At 60.2% G+C, this 16,647-nt stretch carries 14 protein-coding genes; 10 read left to right on the top strand and 4 right to left on the bottom strand.

What is annotated here, in order from left to right; translation table 11 throughout:
- Nucleotides 1-77 precede the first annotated feature (77 nt).
- The 5 genes from rep (at nt 78) to CFII64_RS23695 (ending at nt 5,888) form a co-directional block, all read left to right on the top strand.
- Complete coding sequence (rep, locus tag CFII64_RS23715; protein WP_020293395.1) at nt 78-2,087, top strand: DNA helicase Rep; 2,010 nt, start codon at nt 78-80, stop codon at nt 2,085-2,087.
- Between the two features lie 45 nt (nt 2,088-2,132).
- On the top strand, nt 2,133-2,705 hold the full coding sequence (locus tag CFII64_RS23710) for a xanthine phosphoribosyltransferase (protein WP_020293394.1): 573 nt from the start codon (nt 2,133-2,135) through the stop codon (nt 2,703-2,705).
- Nucleotides 2,706-2,899: 194 nt separating this feature from the next.
- Complete coding sequence (locus CFII64_RS23705; protein ID WP_020293393.1) at nt 2,900-3,784, top strand: MBL fold metallo-hydrolase; 885 nt, start codon at nt 2,900-2,902, stop codon at nt 3,782-3,784.
- 29 nt (nt 3,785-3,813) lie between these two features.
- Complete coding sequence (locus CFII64_RS23700; protein WP_020293392.1) at nt 3,814-5,073, top strand: FAD/NAD(P)-binding oxidoreductase; 1,260 nt, start codon at nt 3,814-3,816, stop codon at nt 5,071-5,073.
- Nucleotides 5,070-5,888: a sulfite exporter TauE/SafE family protein gene (locus CFII64_RS23695; protein WP_020293391.1), complete on the top strand. Its 819-nt coding sequence runs from the start codon at nt 5,070-5,072 to the stop codon at nt 5,886-5,888. The genes CFII64_RS23700 and CFII64_RS23695 overlap by 4 nt, the downstream gene beginning before the upstream one ends.
- Nucleotides 5,889-6,088: 200 nt before the next feature.
- Here the strand turns inward: CFII64_RS23695 and CFII64_RS23690 are convergent, their stop codons facing one another.
- The 3 genes from CFII64_RS23690 to CFII64_RS23680 all read right to left on the bottom strand — a co-directional run bounded on the left by CFII64_RS23690 (nt 6,089) and on the right by CFII64_RS23680 (nt 9,512).
- A complete protein-coding gene (locus CFII64_RS23690) occupies nt 6,089-8,023 on the bottom strand; it encodes an acetyl-CoA hydrolase/transferase C-terminal domain-containing protein (RefSeq protein WP_020293390.1) in 1,935 nt (644 codons plus the stop codon).
- A gap of 167 nt (nt 8,024-8,190) precedes the next feature.
- Nucleotides 8,191-8,856: an HAD hydrolase-like protein gene (locus CFII64_RS23685; protein WP_020293389.1), complete on the bottom strand. Its 666-nt coding sequence runs from the start codon at nt 8,854-8,856 to the stop codon at nt 8,191-8,193.
- Between the two features lie 107 nt (nt 8,857-8,963).
- A complete protein-coding gene (locus CFII64_RS23680) occupies nt 8,964-9,512 on the bottom strand; it encodes a gamma carbonic anhydrase family protein (RefSeq protein WP_020293388.1) in 549 nt (182 codons plus the stop codon).
- 90 nt (nt 9,513-9,602) lie between these two features.
- On the opposite strand from CFII64_RS23680, the gene prlC reads away from it, so the two are divergent.
- From prlC to CFII64_RS23655, 5 genes are all read left to right on the top strand, one after another.
- Nucleotides 9,603-11,654, top strand: coding sequence for an oligopeptidase A (gene prlC / locus CFII64_RS23675; RefSeq protein WP_020293387.1), 2,052 nt, complete (start codon nt 9,603-9,605; stop codon nt 11,652-11,654).
- Nucleotides 11,651-11,938, top strand: coding sequence for a YheV family putative zinc ribbon protein (locus CFII64_RS23670; protein WP_020293386.1), 288 nt, complete (start codon nt 11,651-11,653; stop codon nt 11,936-11,938). The genes prlC and CFII64_RS23670 overlap by 4 nt, the downstream gene beginning before the upstream one ends.
- A 209-nt stretch (nt 11,939-12,147) precedes the next feature.
- A complete protein-coding gene (locus CFII64_RS23665) occupies nt 12,148-13,206 on the top strand; it encodes a PA0069 family radical SAM protein (RefSeq protein ID WP_020293385.1) in 1,059 nt (352 codons plus the stop codon).
- 224 nt (nt 13,207-13,430) lie between these two features.
- Nucleotides 13,431-14,162: a carbonic anhydrase gene (locus tag CFII64_RS23660; RefSeq protein ID WP_020293384.1), complete on the top strand. Its 732-nt coding sequence runs from the start codon at nt 13,431-13,433 to the stop codon at nt 14,160-14,162.
- Nucleotides 14,163-14,257: 95 nt separating this feature from the next.
- Nucleotides 14,258-15,790 carry a SulP family inorganic anion transporter gene (locus CFII64_RS23655; protein ID WP_020293383.1) on the top strand — a complete coding sequence of 511 codons (1,533 nt, stop codon included), beginning with the start codon at nt 14,258-14,260 and terminating at the stop codon, nt 15,788-15,790.
- A 135-nt stretch (nt 15,791-15,925) separates the two neighbouring features.
- Here the strand turns inward: CFII64_RS23655 and CFII64_RS23650 are convergent, their stop codons facing one another.
- Nucleotides 15,926-16,576 carry a hypothetical protein gene (locus tag CFII64_RS23650; RefSeq protein ID WP_020293382.1) on the bottom strand — a complete coding sequence of 217 codons (651 nt, stop codon included), beginning with the start codon at nt 16,574-16,576 and terminating at the stop codon, nt 15,926-15,928.
- Nucleotides 16,577-16,647 lie beyond the last annotated feature (71 nt).

The following is a 16,647-nucleotide window of genomic DNA, read 5'->3' as shown; positions in this document are numbered from 1 at the left end:
AGGGGCGGACGGTGACCGCACAAACGTCCCAGCCTGTTAAAATGCCCGCCCATTTCGCTTGTGACCCACTCCCTTATATGTCCCGACTCAATCCCCGGCAACAAGAAGCCGTGAACTACGTCGGCGGCCCTCTTTTGGTGCTCGCCGGCGCAGGCTCCGGCAAGACCAGCGTGATTACGCGCAAGATCGCTCATCTGATCCAGAATTGCGGGATTCGTGCCCAATATATTGTCGCCATGACCTTTACCAACAAGGCCGCGCGGGAGATGAAAGAGCGGGTCGGCACCTTGCTGCGGGCTGGCGAAGGCCGTGGCTTGACCGTTTGCACGTTCCACAACCTGGGACTCAACGTGATCCGCAAGGAGCATGTGCGGCTGGGCTACAAGCCGGGTTTTTCGATCTTTGACGAGACTGACGTCAAAGCGCTGATGACCGACATCATGCAGAAAGAGTATTCCGGCGACGATGGGGTCGACGAAATCAAGAACATGATCGGGTCGTGGAAAAACGACCTGATCCTGCCGCCCGAAGCCCTGGCCAACGCCCGCAACCCCAAGGAACAGACCGCCGCCATTGTCTACACCCACTATCAGCGCACGCTCAAGGCGTACAACGCGGTGGATTTCGACGACCTGATCCTGCTGCCGGTGAAACTCTTCCAGGAACACGCCGACATTCTCGAAAAGTGGCAGAACAAGGTTCGTTACTTACTCGTCGATGAATACCAGGACACCAACGCCAGCCAGTATTTGCTGGTGAAGTTGCTGATCGGCATGCGCAACCAGTTCACCGTGGTGGGCGACGACGATCAGTCGATCTATGCCTGGCGTGGCGCGCGGCCGGAAAATCTGATGCTGCTCAAGGACGACTATCCGTCGCTGAAAGTGGTCATGCTGGAGCAGAACTACCGCTCCACCAGCCGCATCCTGCGTTGCGCCAACGTGCTGATTTCCAACAATCCCCACGCCTTCGAGAAGCAACTGTGGAGCGAGATGGGTCATGGCGATGAAATTCGCGTGATCCGCTGCCGCAACGAAGACGCCGAAGCCGAGCGCGTGGCCGTGGAAATCCTCAGCCTGCACTTGCGCACCGATCGGCCTTACAGCGACTTTGCAATCCTGTATCGCGGCAACTATCAGGCGAAACTGATCGAGCTGAAACTCCAGCACCATCAGGTGCCGTATCGTCTGTCAGGCGGCAACAGCTTTTTCGGACGTCAGGAAGTCAAAGACCTGATGGCGTATTTCCGTTTGCTGGTCAATCCGGACGACGACAACGCGTTCCTGCGCGTGATCAACGTACCGCGCCGGGAAATCGGCTCGACGACCCTGGAAAAACTCGGCAACTACGCCACCGAGCGCAAGATCTCGATGTACAACGCCACCGACGAAATCGGCCTGGGCGAGCATCTGGACAGCCGCTACACCGACCGCTTGCAGCGCTTCAAGCGCTGGATGGACCGCGTGCGCGAGCAATGTGCCCAGGACGACCCGATTGGCGCGCTGCGCAGCATGGTCATGGACATCGATTATGAAAACTGGCTGCGGCAGAACAGCTCCAGCGACAAGGCCGCCGATTACCGCATGGGCAACGTCTGGTTCCTGATCGAGGCGTTGAAAAACACCCTCGAAAAAGACGAAGAAGGCGCCATGACCATTGAAGAGGCCATCGGCAAGCTGGTGCTGCGCGACATGCTCGAGCGTCAGCAGGAAGAGGAAGACGGCGCCGAAGGCGTGCAGATGATGACCTTGCACGCGTCCAAGGGCCTGGAATTTCCTTACGTGTTCATCATGGGCATGGAAGAAGAAATTCTCCCGCACCGCTCCAGCATCGAAGCCGACACCATCGAGGAAGAGCGGCGCCTGGCTTATGTGGGCATCACCCGCGCGCGCCAGACGCTGGCTTTCACCTTCGCCGCCAAGCGCAAGCAATACGGCGAGATCATCGATTGCTCGCCAAGCCGTTTCCTCGACGAACTGCCCCCGGACGATCTGGCCTGGGAAGGCAACGACGACACACCCACCGAAGTGAAAGCCGTGCGCGGCAATACGGCATTGGCGGATATTCGTGCCATGCTCAAACGCTAGAATTGACTATTTTTTGCGCACAATCAGCGCAGCCGAGGAACCGACGTGGAAGCACTGCACCAGAAAATTCGCGATGAAGGCATCGTATTGTCCGACCAGGTTTTGAAGGTCGATGCGTTTCTCAATCATCAGATCGACCCGGCACTGATGCAGCTGATCGGCGATGAATTCGCCACGCTGTTCGCCGACTCGGGCATCACCAAGATCGTCACCATCGAGGCCTCGGGCATTGCTCCGGCGATCATGACCGGCTTGCGGCTCGGCGTGCCGGTGATCTTCGCCCGCAAGCATCAATCCCTGACGCTGACGGAAAACCTGCTGTCGGCCACGGTGTATTCGTTCACCAAGCAGACCGAAAGCACCGTCGCCATTTCGCCACGGCATCTGAACAGCAGTGACAAAGTGCTGATCATCGATGACTTCCTGGCCAATGGTAAGGCGTCCCAGGCGCTGATTTCGATCATCAAGCAAGCCGGGGCTACCGTTGCCGGGCTGGGCATCGTGATCGAAAAATCATTTCAGGGCGGCCGCGCCGAACTGGACGCCCAAGGCTATCGCGTCGAATCGCTGGCCCGGGTCAAATCCCTGGCGGGCGGGGTTGTTACGTTTATCGAGTGATTGAAACAATTCATTCGCTCGGTAGGAGGGGACTTGTCCCCGAATGCAATTTCCCCGACAACGAGATATCCGAAATCAACGCCGCTTGAACTAACGTTTTCGGGGACAAGTCCCCTCCTACCAGAATCCTTGTTTGCCGGAAGGGTGTCGGGAATACCCAACCCACCCGCTTCAACAACCGTTTTGGAGACCCCATGATCATTGGCGAGCGCTTGCACATCGAAGCACTGTTCGATCCTCAGACCTCGACCATCAGTTATCTGGTAATGGACCTGGGCAGCAAACACTGCGCCCTGATCGACAGCGTGCTGGACTACGACCCCAAGTCCGGGCGTACCGGCACCGAATCCGCCGACCGTTTGATCGCTCGCGTTCAGGAGCTGCAAGCCTCGGTGCAATGGATTCTCGAAACCCATGTCCACGCCGATCATCTTTCCGCAGCCGCGTACCTGAAAGACCAGCTGCACGGGCAGATCGCTATCGGCAGCCATATCACCCAGGTGCAGAAAGTGTTCGGGGCGCTGTTCAACGCGCCGGGCAGTTTCGCCCGCGATGGCAGCCAGTTCGACGTGCTGCTGGGCGACGGCATGTCCTTCCAGATCGGCACGCTTGAAGCGCGGGCCATGCACACGCCCGGCCACACGCCAGCGTGCATGACCTACCTGGTGGAAGTGGCGGGCGAAACCGTGGCGTTCGTGGGCGACACTTTATTCATGCCGGATTACGGCACCGCGCGCTGCGACTTTCCCGGCGCCGACGCGCGGACGCTGTATCGCTCGATTCACAAAATCCTCAGCCTGCCGGCCAGCACACGCCTGTTCATGTGCCATGACTACCTGCCAAACGGCCGCGAACTGCGATACATGACCACGGTTGCCGAGCAGCGCGCCGAGAATATCCACATCCACGAAGGCATCGATGAGGAAGCGTTCGTGAAAATGCGCGAAGCCCGCGACGCCACCCTGGACATGCCCGTGCTGATCCTGCCTTCGGTGCAGATCAACATGCGCTGCGGCCACCTTCCGGAGCCGGAAGAAAACGGCATCAGCTACCTGAAAATCCCGCTTAACGTCCTTTGAACCGGGCATCCACTTCTGGAGCTGTTGCGATGCAAGAACAACATGACGTGCGCCACCCAATCCTGATCGTTGGCGCTGGAGCGGCGGGAATCGCCACGGCATCGAGCCTGCTGGCTCGGGATGCGACGCTGGATATCGCGATCATCGACCCGGCCGACACCCACTATTATCAGCCTGGCTGGACCATGGTCGGCGCCGGGATTTTTCAGCCTGAAACCACTGCGCGCAGCATGGAGTCGTTGATCCCCAAGGGCGTGCGCTGGATCAGGGAAGCCGTCGCGGCGTTCGAGCCTCAGCACAATAAAATTCTGCTCCAGGATGGCCGGGCAATAGGCTATCAACAGCTGATCGTCTGCCCCGGCCTGAAACTCGACTGGGCCGCGATCCCCGGCCTCCAGGAAACCCTGGGCAAAAACGGCGTCACCTCCAATTATCGCTACGACCTGGCGCCTTATACCTGGCAACTGGTGCAGAACCTCAAGCAGGGTCGGGCGCTGTTCACCCAGCCGCCCATGCCGATCAAATGCGCGGGCGCGCCGCAAAAGGCGATGTATCTGTCCTGCGATCACTGGCTGAAAACCGGCCATCTGCAGCAGATCAACACCCAGTTCTTCAATGCCGGCGGCGTGCTGTTTGGCGTGGCCGACTATGTGCCGGCCTTGATGCAGTACATCGAGCGCTATGCCATCGAGTTGCAATTCAATCACCAGCTGATCGCGGTGGACGGCCCTGGAAAAGTGGCGACTTTCCTGCGCACCGACGCCGAGGGCCGCAGCGAAACCGTCGAGCAGACCTTCGACATGCTGCATGTGGTGCCGCCACAGACTGCACCGGACTTCATCCGCGCCAGCCCGCTGGCCGACGCCGCAGGCTGGATCGATGTCGATCCGGCAACCCTGCAACATCGCCGTTTCGCCAATATCCACGGCCTGGGCGACGCCACCAACACCAGCAACGCGAAAACCGCAGCGGCCGCTCGCAAGCAGGCGCCGGTGGTGGCCAACAACGTATTGCGCGCCCTGGGCCGCTTGCAGCAACTGGCGCAATACGACGGCTATGGTTCGTGCCCGCTGACCGTGGAGCGCGGCAAAATCGTCCTTGCCGAGTTCACCTACGGCGGCAAACTCGCCCCGAGCTTCCCGGACTGGCTGCTCAATGGCCGCAAACCCACGCGTCTGGCCTGGTGGCTGAAAGAACGCATTCTGCCGCCGCTGTACTGGCGCGGCATGCTGCGCGGCCGGGAATGGCTCGCCAGCCCCAAACTTGATCCGCTCAAGGCCGGAAAGTGAACGAACATCAACTGCTCGGCGCCGGCCTGGGCACGTTGATCGGCGCGATACTGGCGCTGACCGGAGCCGGTGGCGGTATTCTCGCCGTGCCCTCGCTGGTGTTTGGTCTTGGCCTGTCGATTGTCGAGGCCGCGCCCGTTGGATTGCTGGCTGTCGGCCTGGCCTCGGCGGTCGGTGCGATTCTCGGTCTGCGCGACGGCATCGTGCGTTATCGCGCTGCGGGTTATATCGCCAGCGTCGGCATCGTCATCGCGCCGCTGGGTTTGTGGCTCGCCCATCAATTGCCGAACGCGCCGCTGGCCCTGCTGTTCTCGGCGGTCTTGATGTATGCCTGCGTGCGGATTTTCCGCAAAGCCAGCTGCGAATTGCGCCACGGCCCGCTGGCCACCCGCCCGGATTTCCTGCCCTGCGTATTGAACCCGCTGCAAGGTCGCCTGCGCTGGACCATGCCGTGCCTGCGCGCGCTGACTTTGACCGGCATGCTGGCCGGCCTGCTCTCAGGATTGCTCGGGGTGGGCGGCGGCTTCGTGATTATCCCGGCGCTGACGCGCTACACCGACCTGAACATGAAAAGCGTGGTGGCCACTTCATTGGCGGTCATTGCCCTGGTTTCCCTGGGCAGCGTGCTCAGCGCAACACTGAGCGGCGTGATGCACTGGGCCGTCGGCGCGCCATTTGCGGCAGGCGCGGTGGCAGGACTCATCGGCGGCCGGCAGATTTCCCGCTACCTCGCCGGCCCGCGCTTGCAGCAGCTGTTCGCCGTGGTAGGCGTGGCTGCGGCGCTGATGTTGGTGGGGAGCGTGATGCGGGGCTGACCTGCGCAGGCTCGGTAGGACCGGACTTGTCCGGGAAGGCGTCAGCGCAGGCAATGAGTCAGTCAGGCAGATTGAGGTTGCCTACATCGGGGACAAGTCCCCTCCTACCAGGTTGTGTAGCATTCGGTAGGACCGGACTTGTCCGGGAAGGCGTCAGGTCAGACAGATTGAGGTCGCCCTCTTCGGGGACAAGTCCCCTCCTACACCGATTGCGATTGCGCGGTGCTCTGCAACCCCGCCAGCAACAAACGCTGATACAGCTCTTCCTTCAAACCCTGCGGCTGATCGAGTTGCATGCGCTCAAGCTGCGCGGGGAATGCCGAAGGTTCCGGGGCGTCCAGCGTGGCTTTGCCCAGTTCGAGGATTTCGGTGAGCTTGAATTTGCTCTCCAGCCAGTTCAACGCTCGCAGCAGATCGCGCTCTTCGGACGTGAAATCGCAGCCCAGCGGATATTCAGTAAACAGCTGTGAATATTGCTCGGCAATCGCCTGCAAGCGCTCGGGGGAGTTTTGCGCGAAGCGTGGATCAAGCCGGAAATCCTTGGGCAACTTGCCGATTTTCTGCGCCTGCTCGATCAAGCCCGCCTGAAAGCGTGAATCGCTGATGTTGAGCATGGCTTCGATGACGGCGGAATCGGTCTTGCCGCGTAAATCCGCAATGCCGTATTCAGTCACGACGATGTCCCGCAAGTGTCGCGGAATGGTGGTGTGGCCGTAGTCCCAGACGATATTGGAATTGACCTCGCCACCCGCTTCGCGCCAGCTGCGCAGGATCAGAATCGAACGTGCGCCTTCCAGCGCGTGGGCCTGCGCGACAAAGTTGTACTGGCCGCCGACACCGCTCAATACCCGGCCGTCTTCCAGTTGATCCGCCACTGCCGCACCCATCAACGTCACGGTGAACACGCTGTTGATAAAACGCGCATCCCGGCGCTGCAGGCGTTTCAGTTCTTCGTCGCCATACAGCTCGTTGATATAGCTGATGGCCGTCATGTTGAACTGGCCGAGGCGCTCCAGAGAAAACTCGCGCAAACGGGCATAAAAACTCTGCGGCCCGAGGAAAAACCCGCCATGCACGATAACGCCGTCGGTGTAGGCGGCTTCATCCAGCGTGCCTTGGTTGGCCTCGCGCTGGCGCATTACATCGGCGTAGACCTTGCGCCGAATGATCCCGGCATCGACCAACACCAACAGGCCGTTGACGAACATTTCGCTGCAGCCATACAGCCCGGAAACGAACGGCAGCACGCCACCTTCGCGGTCGATCAGCACCTGCCAGTCGCTGAGATTCAACTCGGCGAGCAAGGCTCGATAGGTTTCGCTGTCGGCTTGTCGGGCCAGCAGCGCGGCGGTCAACGCGTCGCCCATGGCGCCGATACCGATTTGTAAGGTGCCGCCGTCGCGCACCAGCGTACTGGCGTGCAGGCCGATGAAATGATCCTGATAGCCCACCGGCATGTTCGGCGTCGAAAACAGCGTGCTGCGCTCATCGTCTTCCAGCAGGAAGTCGAAATCCGCGACAGCCAGCTCCGAATCGCCTGGCATATAAGGCAGGTCAGCGTGGACTTGACCCAGCAACAGCACGGTTTCCCCGGCTGCGCGGCGTTTGGCGATCATCGGCAGGAGGTCGAGGGTGACGTCCGGATTGCAACTCAGGCTCAACTTGCCCGGCCGCTGCTCGTCCCGGGCCACCAGTTGCGCCACCAGGTTCAAACCATTGGCATTGATGTCCCGCGCCGCATGGCTGTAATTGCTGCTGATGTAATCCTGCTGCGCCGGCGCGCTATTGAGCAGACTGCCCGGCTGCATGAAGAACTGCTGCACGCGAATGTTCGGCGGCAGGCTGTCACGGTGCAGATCGGCCAGATAATCAAGCTCGGGATAGTCATCGAAAACCCGCTCCAGAAACGGCTGGAGAAATCGCTCCTTCAAACCCTCGCCCACCTTGGGCCGGCCAAGACTGAGCGCGGTATAGATCGTCAATTGGCGGTCAGGCAGCTGTTTGATCCGCTCATACAGCGCATTGACGAACCGGTTCGGCTTGCCGAGCCCCAAGGGAATGCCCATGTGGATATGAGCCGGCAATTGCGCGATCACCTGCGCGACGGCTTGGTCAATGGAACAGGACTGCGGCATCGGTTCCTTCCTGATTTTGTTGTTTGATGGGGCTTGGACAGGGAGTTGGGTGAATTTACTGCATACGACGCTCGTTGGAGCGAGGCTTGCCCGCGAAGGGAGGGCGCCATGTCCAAAGATACAGGTGCATTGGATGTACCGGCCCCCCCTCCCGGCTAAAGCCGGTCCTACGGGAAATTCGTGCAAGTCTTCAAAAACGCCGCATGCAGCTCAGCCAGCGTCGCAAAGTGATAGGTCGGCGATTCGGCCTGCAGTTCTTCGTGGCTGCCAAAACCATAGCCTACCGCCGCCACATCCAGGCCGTTGCGCAGGCCGCCGATGAGGTCGTGCTTGCGGTCGCCGATCATCAGGGTTTGCCTGGGGTCGAGGCGTTCTTCGGCGAGCAGGTGCGCGATCAGCTCGACTTTGTCGGTGCGGGTGCCGTCCAGTTCGCTGCCGTAGATCACTTTGAAATGCCGGGCAAAGTCGAAGTGGCGGGCAATTTCGTGGGCGAAGACCCAAGGCTTGGACGTGGCGATGAACAGGTTGCGGCCTTGATCGGCCAGTTCGTCCAGCAACGCGAACACGCCGTCGAAGACCAGGTTTTCATACAGGCCGGTGACTTTGAAGCGCTCGCGGTAGAACCCCACGGCTTCCCAGGCTTTGGCCTCGTCGAGGTGGTAGGCGAGCATGAATTGCTGCAACAACGGCGGGCCGATGAAGTGTTCGAGGTTGGCGAGGTCGGGTTCGTCGATGCCCAGTTTGCCGAGCGCAAACTGGATCGAGCGGGTGATGCCCAAGCGCGGATCGGTCAGCGTGCCATCAAGGTCGAACAGAATATTTTGGTAATGCATAGAACTCTCGATCGGTGGTCGGGATCTGGTTGCAGGGTGGGCTCGTAGGAGCGGCTTTAGCCGCGAGGCTGCTCCCGGCTGAAGCCGGTCCTACGATATGTTGCGGGCTAGCACGGCTGATCAAAGCCTTCGGCCAGGTGCAGATCTTTGAGCTTCACGTAGTTGGCGGCGCTGTACGGGAAGAAGGCGATCTCTTTTTCGGTCAATGCCCGCATCTGTTTGACCGGGCGTCCTACATAAAGAAAGCCGCTTTCCAGGGTTTTACCCGGTGGCACCAGGCTGCCCGCGCCGATAATCACTTCGTCTTCAACTACAGCGCCATCCATGATCGTGCTGCCCATGCCGATCAGGATGCGATTGCCGACGGTGCAGCCATGCAGCATTACTTTGTGACCGATGGTCACTTCGTCGCCGATCAGCAGCGGAAAACCGTCCGGGTTGAACGGCCCGGCGTGGGTGATGTGCAGCACGCTGCCGTCCTGGACGCTGGTGCGCACGCCGATGCGGATGCGGTTCATGTCGCCGCGAATGACAGTCAACGGCCAGACAGAGCTGTCGGCGCCGATTTCGACATCGCCCAGCACCACGGCTGAATGATCGACGAACGCCCGTTCGCCAAGGGCTGGCGTGTGATTCTGAAAGCTGCGGATGGCCACGATAGGCTCCTTCTTTGGCGCTGATAGCTGCGGACCGCGCCGATTGTAATTAAGATGCGTGGGTGTTTCTTCCAGCCAAGGTGCAAAACCGTGAGCGCGAACAACCCTCTTCTGCAATCCTACGACCTGCCACCTTTCTCGGCGATTCGTGCCGAGCATGTCAAACCTGCCATTGAACAGATCATTGCCGACAACCGCGCCGCGATTGCCGACATTCTCGTCAAGCAAGGCTCGCAGCCTACATGGGCCGGGCTGGTGTTGGCGATGGACGAACTCAACGACCGCCTCGGCGCGGCCTGGAGCCCGGTCAGCCATCTTAACGCCGTGTGCAACAGCGCCGAACTGCGCGAAGCCTACGAGTCGTGCCTGCCAGCCTTGAGCGCCTATTCCACGGAAATGGGCCAGAATCGCGCGCTGTTCCAGGCCTTCGAAGCCTTGGCCAACAGCCCGGAAGCCGCCGGCTTTGACGTCGCGCAGAAAACCATTCTGGAACATTCGCTGCGTGATTTCCGCCTGTCCGGCATCGATCTGCCGCCAGAACAGCAAAAACGCTACGCTGAAGTGCAGAGCAAATTGTCCGAGCTGGGCAGCCAGTTTTCCAATCAGCTGCTGGATGCGACCCAGGCCTGGACCAAACTGGTCAGCGACGAGTCCGCGCTGGCGGGCCTGACCGATTCGGCCAAGCAGCAAATGGCTGCCGCCGCCAAGGCCAAGGATCTCGAAGGGTTCCTGATCACCCTGGAATTCCCGAGCTACTACGCGGTGATGACCTACGCCGAAGACCGTGCCCTGCGCGAAGAAATCTATGCGGCATATTGCACCCGCGCGTCGGACCAGGGCCCGAATGCCGGCCAGAACGACAACGGCCCGGTGATGGAGCAGATCCTCGATTTGCGGCAGGAACTGGCCAAGTTGTTGGGTTTCGCCAGCTTCTCAGAGCTGAGTCTGGCGACCAAGATGGCCGAATCCAGCGATCAGGTGCTGAGCTTCCTGCGGGATCTGGCCAAGCGCAGCAAGCCATTTGCCGCGCAGGATCTGCAACAACTCAAGGCTTATGCCGCCGAACAAGGCTGCCCGGACCTGCAAAGCTGGGACAGCGGCTTTTATGGCGAGAAACTGCGTGAGCAGCGTTACAGCGTTTCCCAGGAAGCCTTGCGCGCCTACTTCCCCATCGACAAAGTGCTCGGCGGTCTGTTCGCCATCGTGCAGCGTCTGTACGGCATCGAAATCGCCGAGCAAAAGGGTTTTGATACCTGGCACCCGGATGTTCGTCTGTTCGAAATCAAGGAAAACGGCCAGCACGTCGGACGTTTCTTCTTCGATCTGTACGCGCGCGCCAACAAGCGCGGCGGTGCCTGGATGGACGGCGCACGTGATCGCCGCCGCACCGCACAAGGCCAGCTGCAAAGCCCGGTGGCCAATCTGGTGTGCAACTTCACGCCCGCTTCGCCTGGCAAGCCGGCGCTGTTGACTCACGATGAAGTCACCACGCTGTTCCACGAATTCGGCCACGGCCTGCATCACCTGCTGACCCGCGTTGAACATGCCGGTGTGTCGGGCATCAATGGCGTGGCGTGGGATGCGGTCGAGCTGCCGAGCCAGTTCATGGAGAACTGGTGCTGGGAACCCGAAGGCCTCGCGCTGATTTCCGGTCACTACGAGAGCGGCGAGCCGTTGCCTCAGGATCTGCTGCACAAGATGCTGGCAGCGAAGAATTTCCAGTCCGGCCTGATGATGGTTCGCCAGCTGGAATTCTCGCTGTTCGACTTCGAACTGCATGCCACCCATGGCGATGGCCGCAGCGTGGCGCAGGTGCTCGAAGGCATTCGCGACGAAGTCTCGGTGATGCGTCCGCCAGCCTACAATCGCTTCCCGAACAGCTTCGCGCACATCTTCGCGGGCGGTTATGCGGCGGGTTACTACAGCTATAAATGGGCTGAAGTGCTGTCCGCCGATGCGTTCTCGAAGTTTGAGGAGGATGGCGTGCTCAATGCCGAAACCGGCCGCGCGTTCCGCGAAGCGATTCTGGCCCGTGGCGGTTCGCTGGCGCCGATGGTGCTGTTCGTCGACTTCCGCGGACGCGAGCCGTCGATTGACGCACTCTTGCGCCACAGCGGTTTGAGTGAGGAAGCGGCAGCATGACCGATACACCGGTAATCATTACCAAGAAGCGCTTCATCGCCGGGGCTGTCTGCCCGGCGTGCAGCGAGCCGGACAAACTCATGATGTGGAACGAAAACGACGTTCCCCATCGCGAGTGCGTGGGCTGCGGCTACAGCGACACGCTGAATGATCAGGGTCAGTCGATTCCCAAGGAACTGGGCACGCGGGTCAACAAACCTGCGGCCAAGCCTGCTGATCCCAAAGTTCAGGGCGTGCAGTTCTTCCCGAATCCGAAGCTCAAGAAGCCGGTGGATCCGAGTTGATCTGAGCTTCAACAGGACCCGTAGGACCCGTAGGACCCGTAGGACCGTAGGACTGTAAGGCTAATGCATGTCATTTGTCAGGAATGCAGCCCTCCCGGCGAAAGCAGGCCCTACGGGATATCTGCGAACTGCCGAGCCGCTGATCGCCGGTTAGCATAGTTTCTGTTTTCTCCTGTACTGTATGCATATACAGCAAAGGAGAAATCCCCATGTCGCTGATTTTCCCGCCTCGTGGCCGGGGCACGGCCAGTAATCCGCACAACCGTTTCGCGCCGAATCGCTCGATTGCCGAGGATGACGGCTGGTATCAGGAAGTGCCCATGACCCAGGGCACGCAGGTCACCAGCGAAACCGCCAAGAGCATCATCACGCGCAACAGCTCGCCGGACATTCCCTTTGATCGCTCGATCAACCCGTATCGCGGCTGCGAGCATGGCTGCATTTATTGCTATGCGCGTCCCAGCCATGCGTATTGGGACATGTCGCCTGGGCTGGATTTCGAGACCAGATTGATCGCCAAGACCAACGCCGCTGCCGTGCTGGAACAGCAACTCTCCAAACCCGGCTACAAGTGCGCGCCGATTACCCTGGGTGCGAATACCGATCCGTATCAGCCCATCGAACGCGAGTACAAAATCACCCGCGCCGTGCTGGAAGTGCTGCTGCGCTATCGGCATCCGGTGACGATCATCACCAAGGGCTCGCTGATTCTGCGTGACCTGGATGTGCTGGCCGAACTGGCGAAACAGCGGCTGCTCTCGGTATTCATCAGCCTGACCACGCTGGATGACGAGCTCAAGCGCATCCTCGAACCCCGCGCCGCAGCGCCAAAGGCTCGCTTGCGGGCGATTCGCGTACTGCGCGATGCCGGAATTCCAGTGGGCGTGCTGTGCGCGCCGATGATTCCGATGATCAATGATATGGAACTGGAAAACCTGCTCAGCGAAGCCAAGGCCGCTGGGGCGTTGAGCGCCAGCTATGTAATGCTGCGTTTGCCGCTGGAGGTTGCGCCGCTGTTTGAAGAGTGGCTTCAGGCCCACTATCCCCAGCGCGCCGAGCACGTGATGAGTCTGGTCCGCCAGGTTCGCGGTGGTGAGGTTTACGACAGCCGCTTCGGCGTGCGCATGCGCGGCGAAGGCCCTTTTGCCGATCTTCTGGCGCAGCGCTACAGTATTGCCATCAAGCGCCTTGGGCTGAACAAACGCGAAAGTTTCAGCCTGGACAGCGAGGCGTTCTGCCCGCCGGGCGGGCAAATGTCGCTGTTGTAACGTGTCGGCGGTAGAGTCAATAACTCGACTGAACCAAGGTCGGGAAAATAATGTCGTATCGCCATGAGTACCGAGCTAGAGCGTTGCATTAAGTTTCAATTAAGTTTTGACGGTTAGTGTGTAACACGCAATGAGTCAGCGGCCTCTTACAATGGAATGTGCACCGTGCCGCTTTGACAACCTCAAAGCTACCATCCACATCAATCCGTCAAAGAGGATGAGACATGAACGACATGGATAAACAGGCTTCGGCTGCACTGGCGGACGAACGACCGCAAGCCGAATCCGCCGACGTTGCGCTTAAGCACATTGTTGATGGCTTCAAGCATTTCCGGCACGAAGTCTTCCCGCAGCAGGAAGAATTGTTCAAGAAACTCGCCAACGCCCAGCAACCCAGGGCGATGTTCATTACCTGCGCCGACTCACGCATCGTCCCGGAGTTGATTACCCAAAGCTCGCCGGGCGACCTGTTCGTCACACGTAACGTCGGTAACGTGGTTCCGCCTTATGGCCCCATGAATGGCGGCGTTTCCACGGCCATCGAATATGCGGTACTGGCTTTGGGCGTGCACCACATCATCGTTTGCGGCCACTCCGATTGCGGAGCCATGCGCGCAGTGCTCAATCCACAGACACTCGAAAAAATGCCGACGGTCAAAGCCTGGCTGCGCCACGCCGAAGTCGCGCGCATCGTGGTGGAAGACAACTGCAACTGCGCTGGCGAGACCGAAACCATGCATGTTCTCACCGAAGAGAACGTCATCGCCCAATTGCAGCACTTGCGTACTCACCCTTCTGTAGCGTCAAAAATGGCCAGTGGACAGCTGTTCATCCACGGCTGGGTCTACGATATCGAGACCTGTGCAATCAGAGCCTACGACGCCGAACAAGATTGTTTCCTGCCTCTGGACGGCGACCATCCAACACCGATGGCCACGCCGAAACCGCGTTTCTAACGACGCGTTTTTAATACTCGTACAAGTTCGTGGCGGCCCGCGTGTATCGCGCGCCGCGCGGCATTGTCACGTCTGAAGAATCCCGGAGACTCGTCATGGGTGTAGCTCAACTGAAATCTGTTTTACCACGGGAGCTGCTGGCTTCCGTGGTGGTATTCCTGGTGGCGCTGCCGCTGTGCATGGGGATTGCGATTGCGTCGGGCATGCCGCCCGCCAAAGGTTTGATAACCGGCATCATTGGCGGTCTGGTGGTGGGCTGGCTGGCGGGTTCGCCGTTGCAGGTCAGCGGCCCGGCGGCGGGCTTGGCGGTATTGGTGTTCGAGGTAGTGCGTGAGCACGGCATGGCCATGTTAGGGCCGATCCTGCTGCTGGCGGGTCTGCTGCAAGTGTTGGCCGGACGCTTCAAGCTCGGCTGCTGGTTCAGGGTCACGGCGCCAGCGGTGGTCTACGGCATGCTGGCCGGGATCGGCGTGCTGATTGTGCTCTCGCAGGTCCACGTGATGTTCGATGGCGGGCCCAAACCCTCGGGCCTGGATAACCTGATCGGCTTCCCTGCGACATTGGTTCAAGCTATCGGGCCAGGTACCGGCATGCAGGCTGGCATCCTCGGCCTGGGTACGATTCTGATCATGTGGCTGTGGGATAAATGGCGGCCGCAATCATTGCGCTTCGTACCGGGCGCGTTGCTGGGTGTCGGCGTGGCGACGCTGGCCAGTCTGGCCCTGGCGTTGCAGGTCAAGCGTGTTGAGGTACCGGACAATCTGGCGGAAGCCATCGACTGGCTGCGCCCTGCGGATCTGCTGAATCTGGCCGATCCGGCCATTCTGGTTGCAGCCTTTGCCGTGGCATTCATTGCCAGCGCGGAAACCCTGCTGTCGGCGGCCGCCGTGGATCGCATGCATGACGGCCAGCGTTCGGATTTCGACAAGGAACTGAGCGCCCAGGGTGTGGGCAACATGCTCTGCGGTTTGCTGGGCGCATTGCCGATGACAGGCGTGATTGTGCGTAGCTCGGCCAACGTTCAGGCCGGGGCGCGCACGCGCTTGTCGGCAATCTTTCACGGCGCGTGGCTGCTGGCTTTCGTGTTGCTGCTGTCCAGCGTGCTGCAAAGCATTCCGGTCGCGAGTCTGGCGGGTGTTCTGGTGTATACAGGCCTGAAGCTGGTGGACCTCAAGGCGTTTCGCGGTCTGGGTCGTTATGGGCGCATGCCGATGTTCACTTACGCGGCCACCGCTGCGGCGATCATCTTTACTGATTTGCTGACCGGCGTTCTGGTGGGTTTTGGTCTGACGCTGGTCAAGCTGGCGCTGAAGGCGTCGCGCTTGAAGATCAGCCTGATCACGCTGGATGCCGAAGGTGAAATGGAGCTGCGCCTGGTGGGCGCTGCGACGTTCCTCAAGGTACCTGCGTTGACCAAGGCGCTGGGCAACGTGCCCAACGGCACCACGCTGCATGTGCCGCTGAACAACCTGAGTTACATCGACCATTCATGCCTGGAACTGCTGGAAGAATGGGGCCGCGCCAACGCCGCACAAGGTTCGCGCTTGATCATCGAACCGCGCGGATTGAAGCGCCGACTCGAAGGCCGTGTGCGGACCACGGTGGGGGTTGGGTCGACGGCGGGTTGAGCAAAACGTCGCAGGCGCTGATCAACAGGATCCGTAGGACCGGCTTCAGCCGGGAGGAGGCCCGTACATTCGCAGCAGTTGCGTCGACAGGCCTCCGCCCTCCCGGCAAAGCCGGTCCTACGGGATACGCTCAGATCAAACCTTGCTGCGCTCCAGCTCAAGACCCACGCCGAGCTGGCGCGACAGGCTTGGCCAGCGTTTCCAGGCGGCTTCGGTGTCCGGGCTGCTCAGGCGCTCGCGATAGGCTTCCACTGAGTCCAGGGCGAAGCTGTCCTCATCGAGCAATTCATCCAGCGCATGGTGAACCGCTTCGTCGAGTTGGTTGGCGAAGGTCTCGCCGATCAGCTGATGAGCAATCACGCTGGCGACCGTGGTATTGGACGGGATCAGCGGCTGGCCGAAATGCTTGATGTACAAGTCATTCACTTCTTCCACCAGGCGATGGGCCAGATAGGCCTCGTCCAGCAGGCTGTCCAGCCCTTCATGACCCTGCATGATCGCTGGCGGCGTGGTGAAGAAGTGTTCGGCGATTTTCAGTACGGGTTTGATCTGCCCCTCGATACCCGCTTCGATAGACACGCCATGGGCCGCATCCAGCAGGTCCGGGACCAGATCGATGTATGCCGTCACGAAACGATTCAATACCCCTTTCGCATCAACTTCGGGCAGGTGGATGGCGGGATGCAGGTGCGGTAATTGAATTTCCAGTTGACGCAACAACTGGCCAGTCGTGGCCTCATGGTGATGGGCGTGTTGAATCTGCTCGCGCAAAGCGGCGGTGTTCATGAAGGCTCCTGACGGCGGTAAAACCAGGGGGTTGATAGGGGAAGTCTTAAGGTAGCCTGCTTGAGACGTTC

Source organism: Pseudomonas sp. CFII64, from assembly GCF_000416235.1.
Lineage (GTDB): Bacteria > Pseudomonadota > Gammaproteobacteria > Pseudomonadales > Pseudomonadaceae > Aquipseudomonas.
Note: the sequence above shows the minus strand (reverse complement) of the source record. Positions and strands in the feature narration are given on the sequence as shown.

Bases quoted from the DNA above. Each gene is read 5' to 3' on its own strand.
- rep (WP_020293395.1), top strand. From the start codon at position 78: ATGTCCCGACTCAATCCCCGGCAACAAGAAGCCGTGAACTACGTCGGC.
- CFII64_RS23705 (WP_020293393.1), top strand. From the start codon at position 2,900: ATGATCATTGGCGAGCGCTTGCACATCGAAGCACTGTTCGATCCTCAG.
- CFII64_RS23700 (WP_020293392.1), top strand. From the start codon at position 3,814: ATGCAAGAACAACATGACGTGCGCCACCCAATCCTGATCGTTGGCGCT.
- CFII64_RS23690 (WP_020293390.1), bottom strand. From the start codon at position 8,023: ATGCCGCAGTCCTGTTCCATTGACCAAGCCGTCGCGCAGGTGATCGCG.
- CFII64_RS23685 (WP_020293389.1), bottom strand. From the start codon at position 8,856: ATGCATTACCAAAATATTCTGTTCGACCTTGATGGCACGCTGACCGAT.
- CFII64_RS23670 (WP_020293386.1), top strand. From the start codon at position 11,651: ATGACCGATACACCGGTAATCATTACCAAGAAGCGCTTCATCGCCGGG.
- CFII64_RS23665 (WP_020293385.1), top strand. From the start codon at position 12,148: ATGTCGCTGATTTTCCCGCCTCGTGGCCGGGGCACGGCCAGTAATCCG.
- CFII64_RS23660 (WP_020293384.1), top strand. From the start codon at position 13,431: ATGAACGACATGGATAAACAGGCTTCGGCTGCACTGGCGGACGAACGA.
- CFII64_RS23655 (WP_020293383.1), top strand. From the start codon at position 14,258: ATGGGTGTAGCTCAACTGAAATCTGTTTTACCACGGGAGCTGCTGGCT.
- CFII64_RS23650 (WP_020293382.1), bottom strand. From the start codon at position 16,576: ATGAACACCGCCGCTTTGCGCGAGCAGATTCAACACGCCCATCACCAT.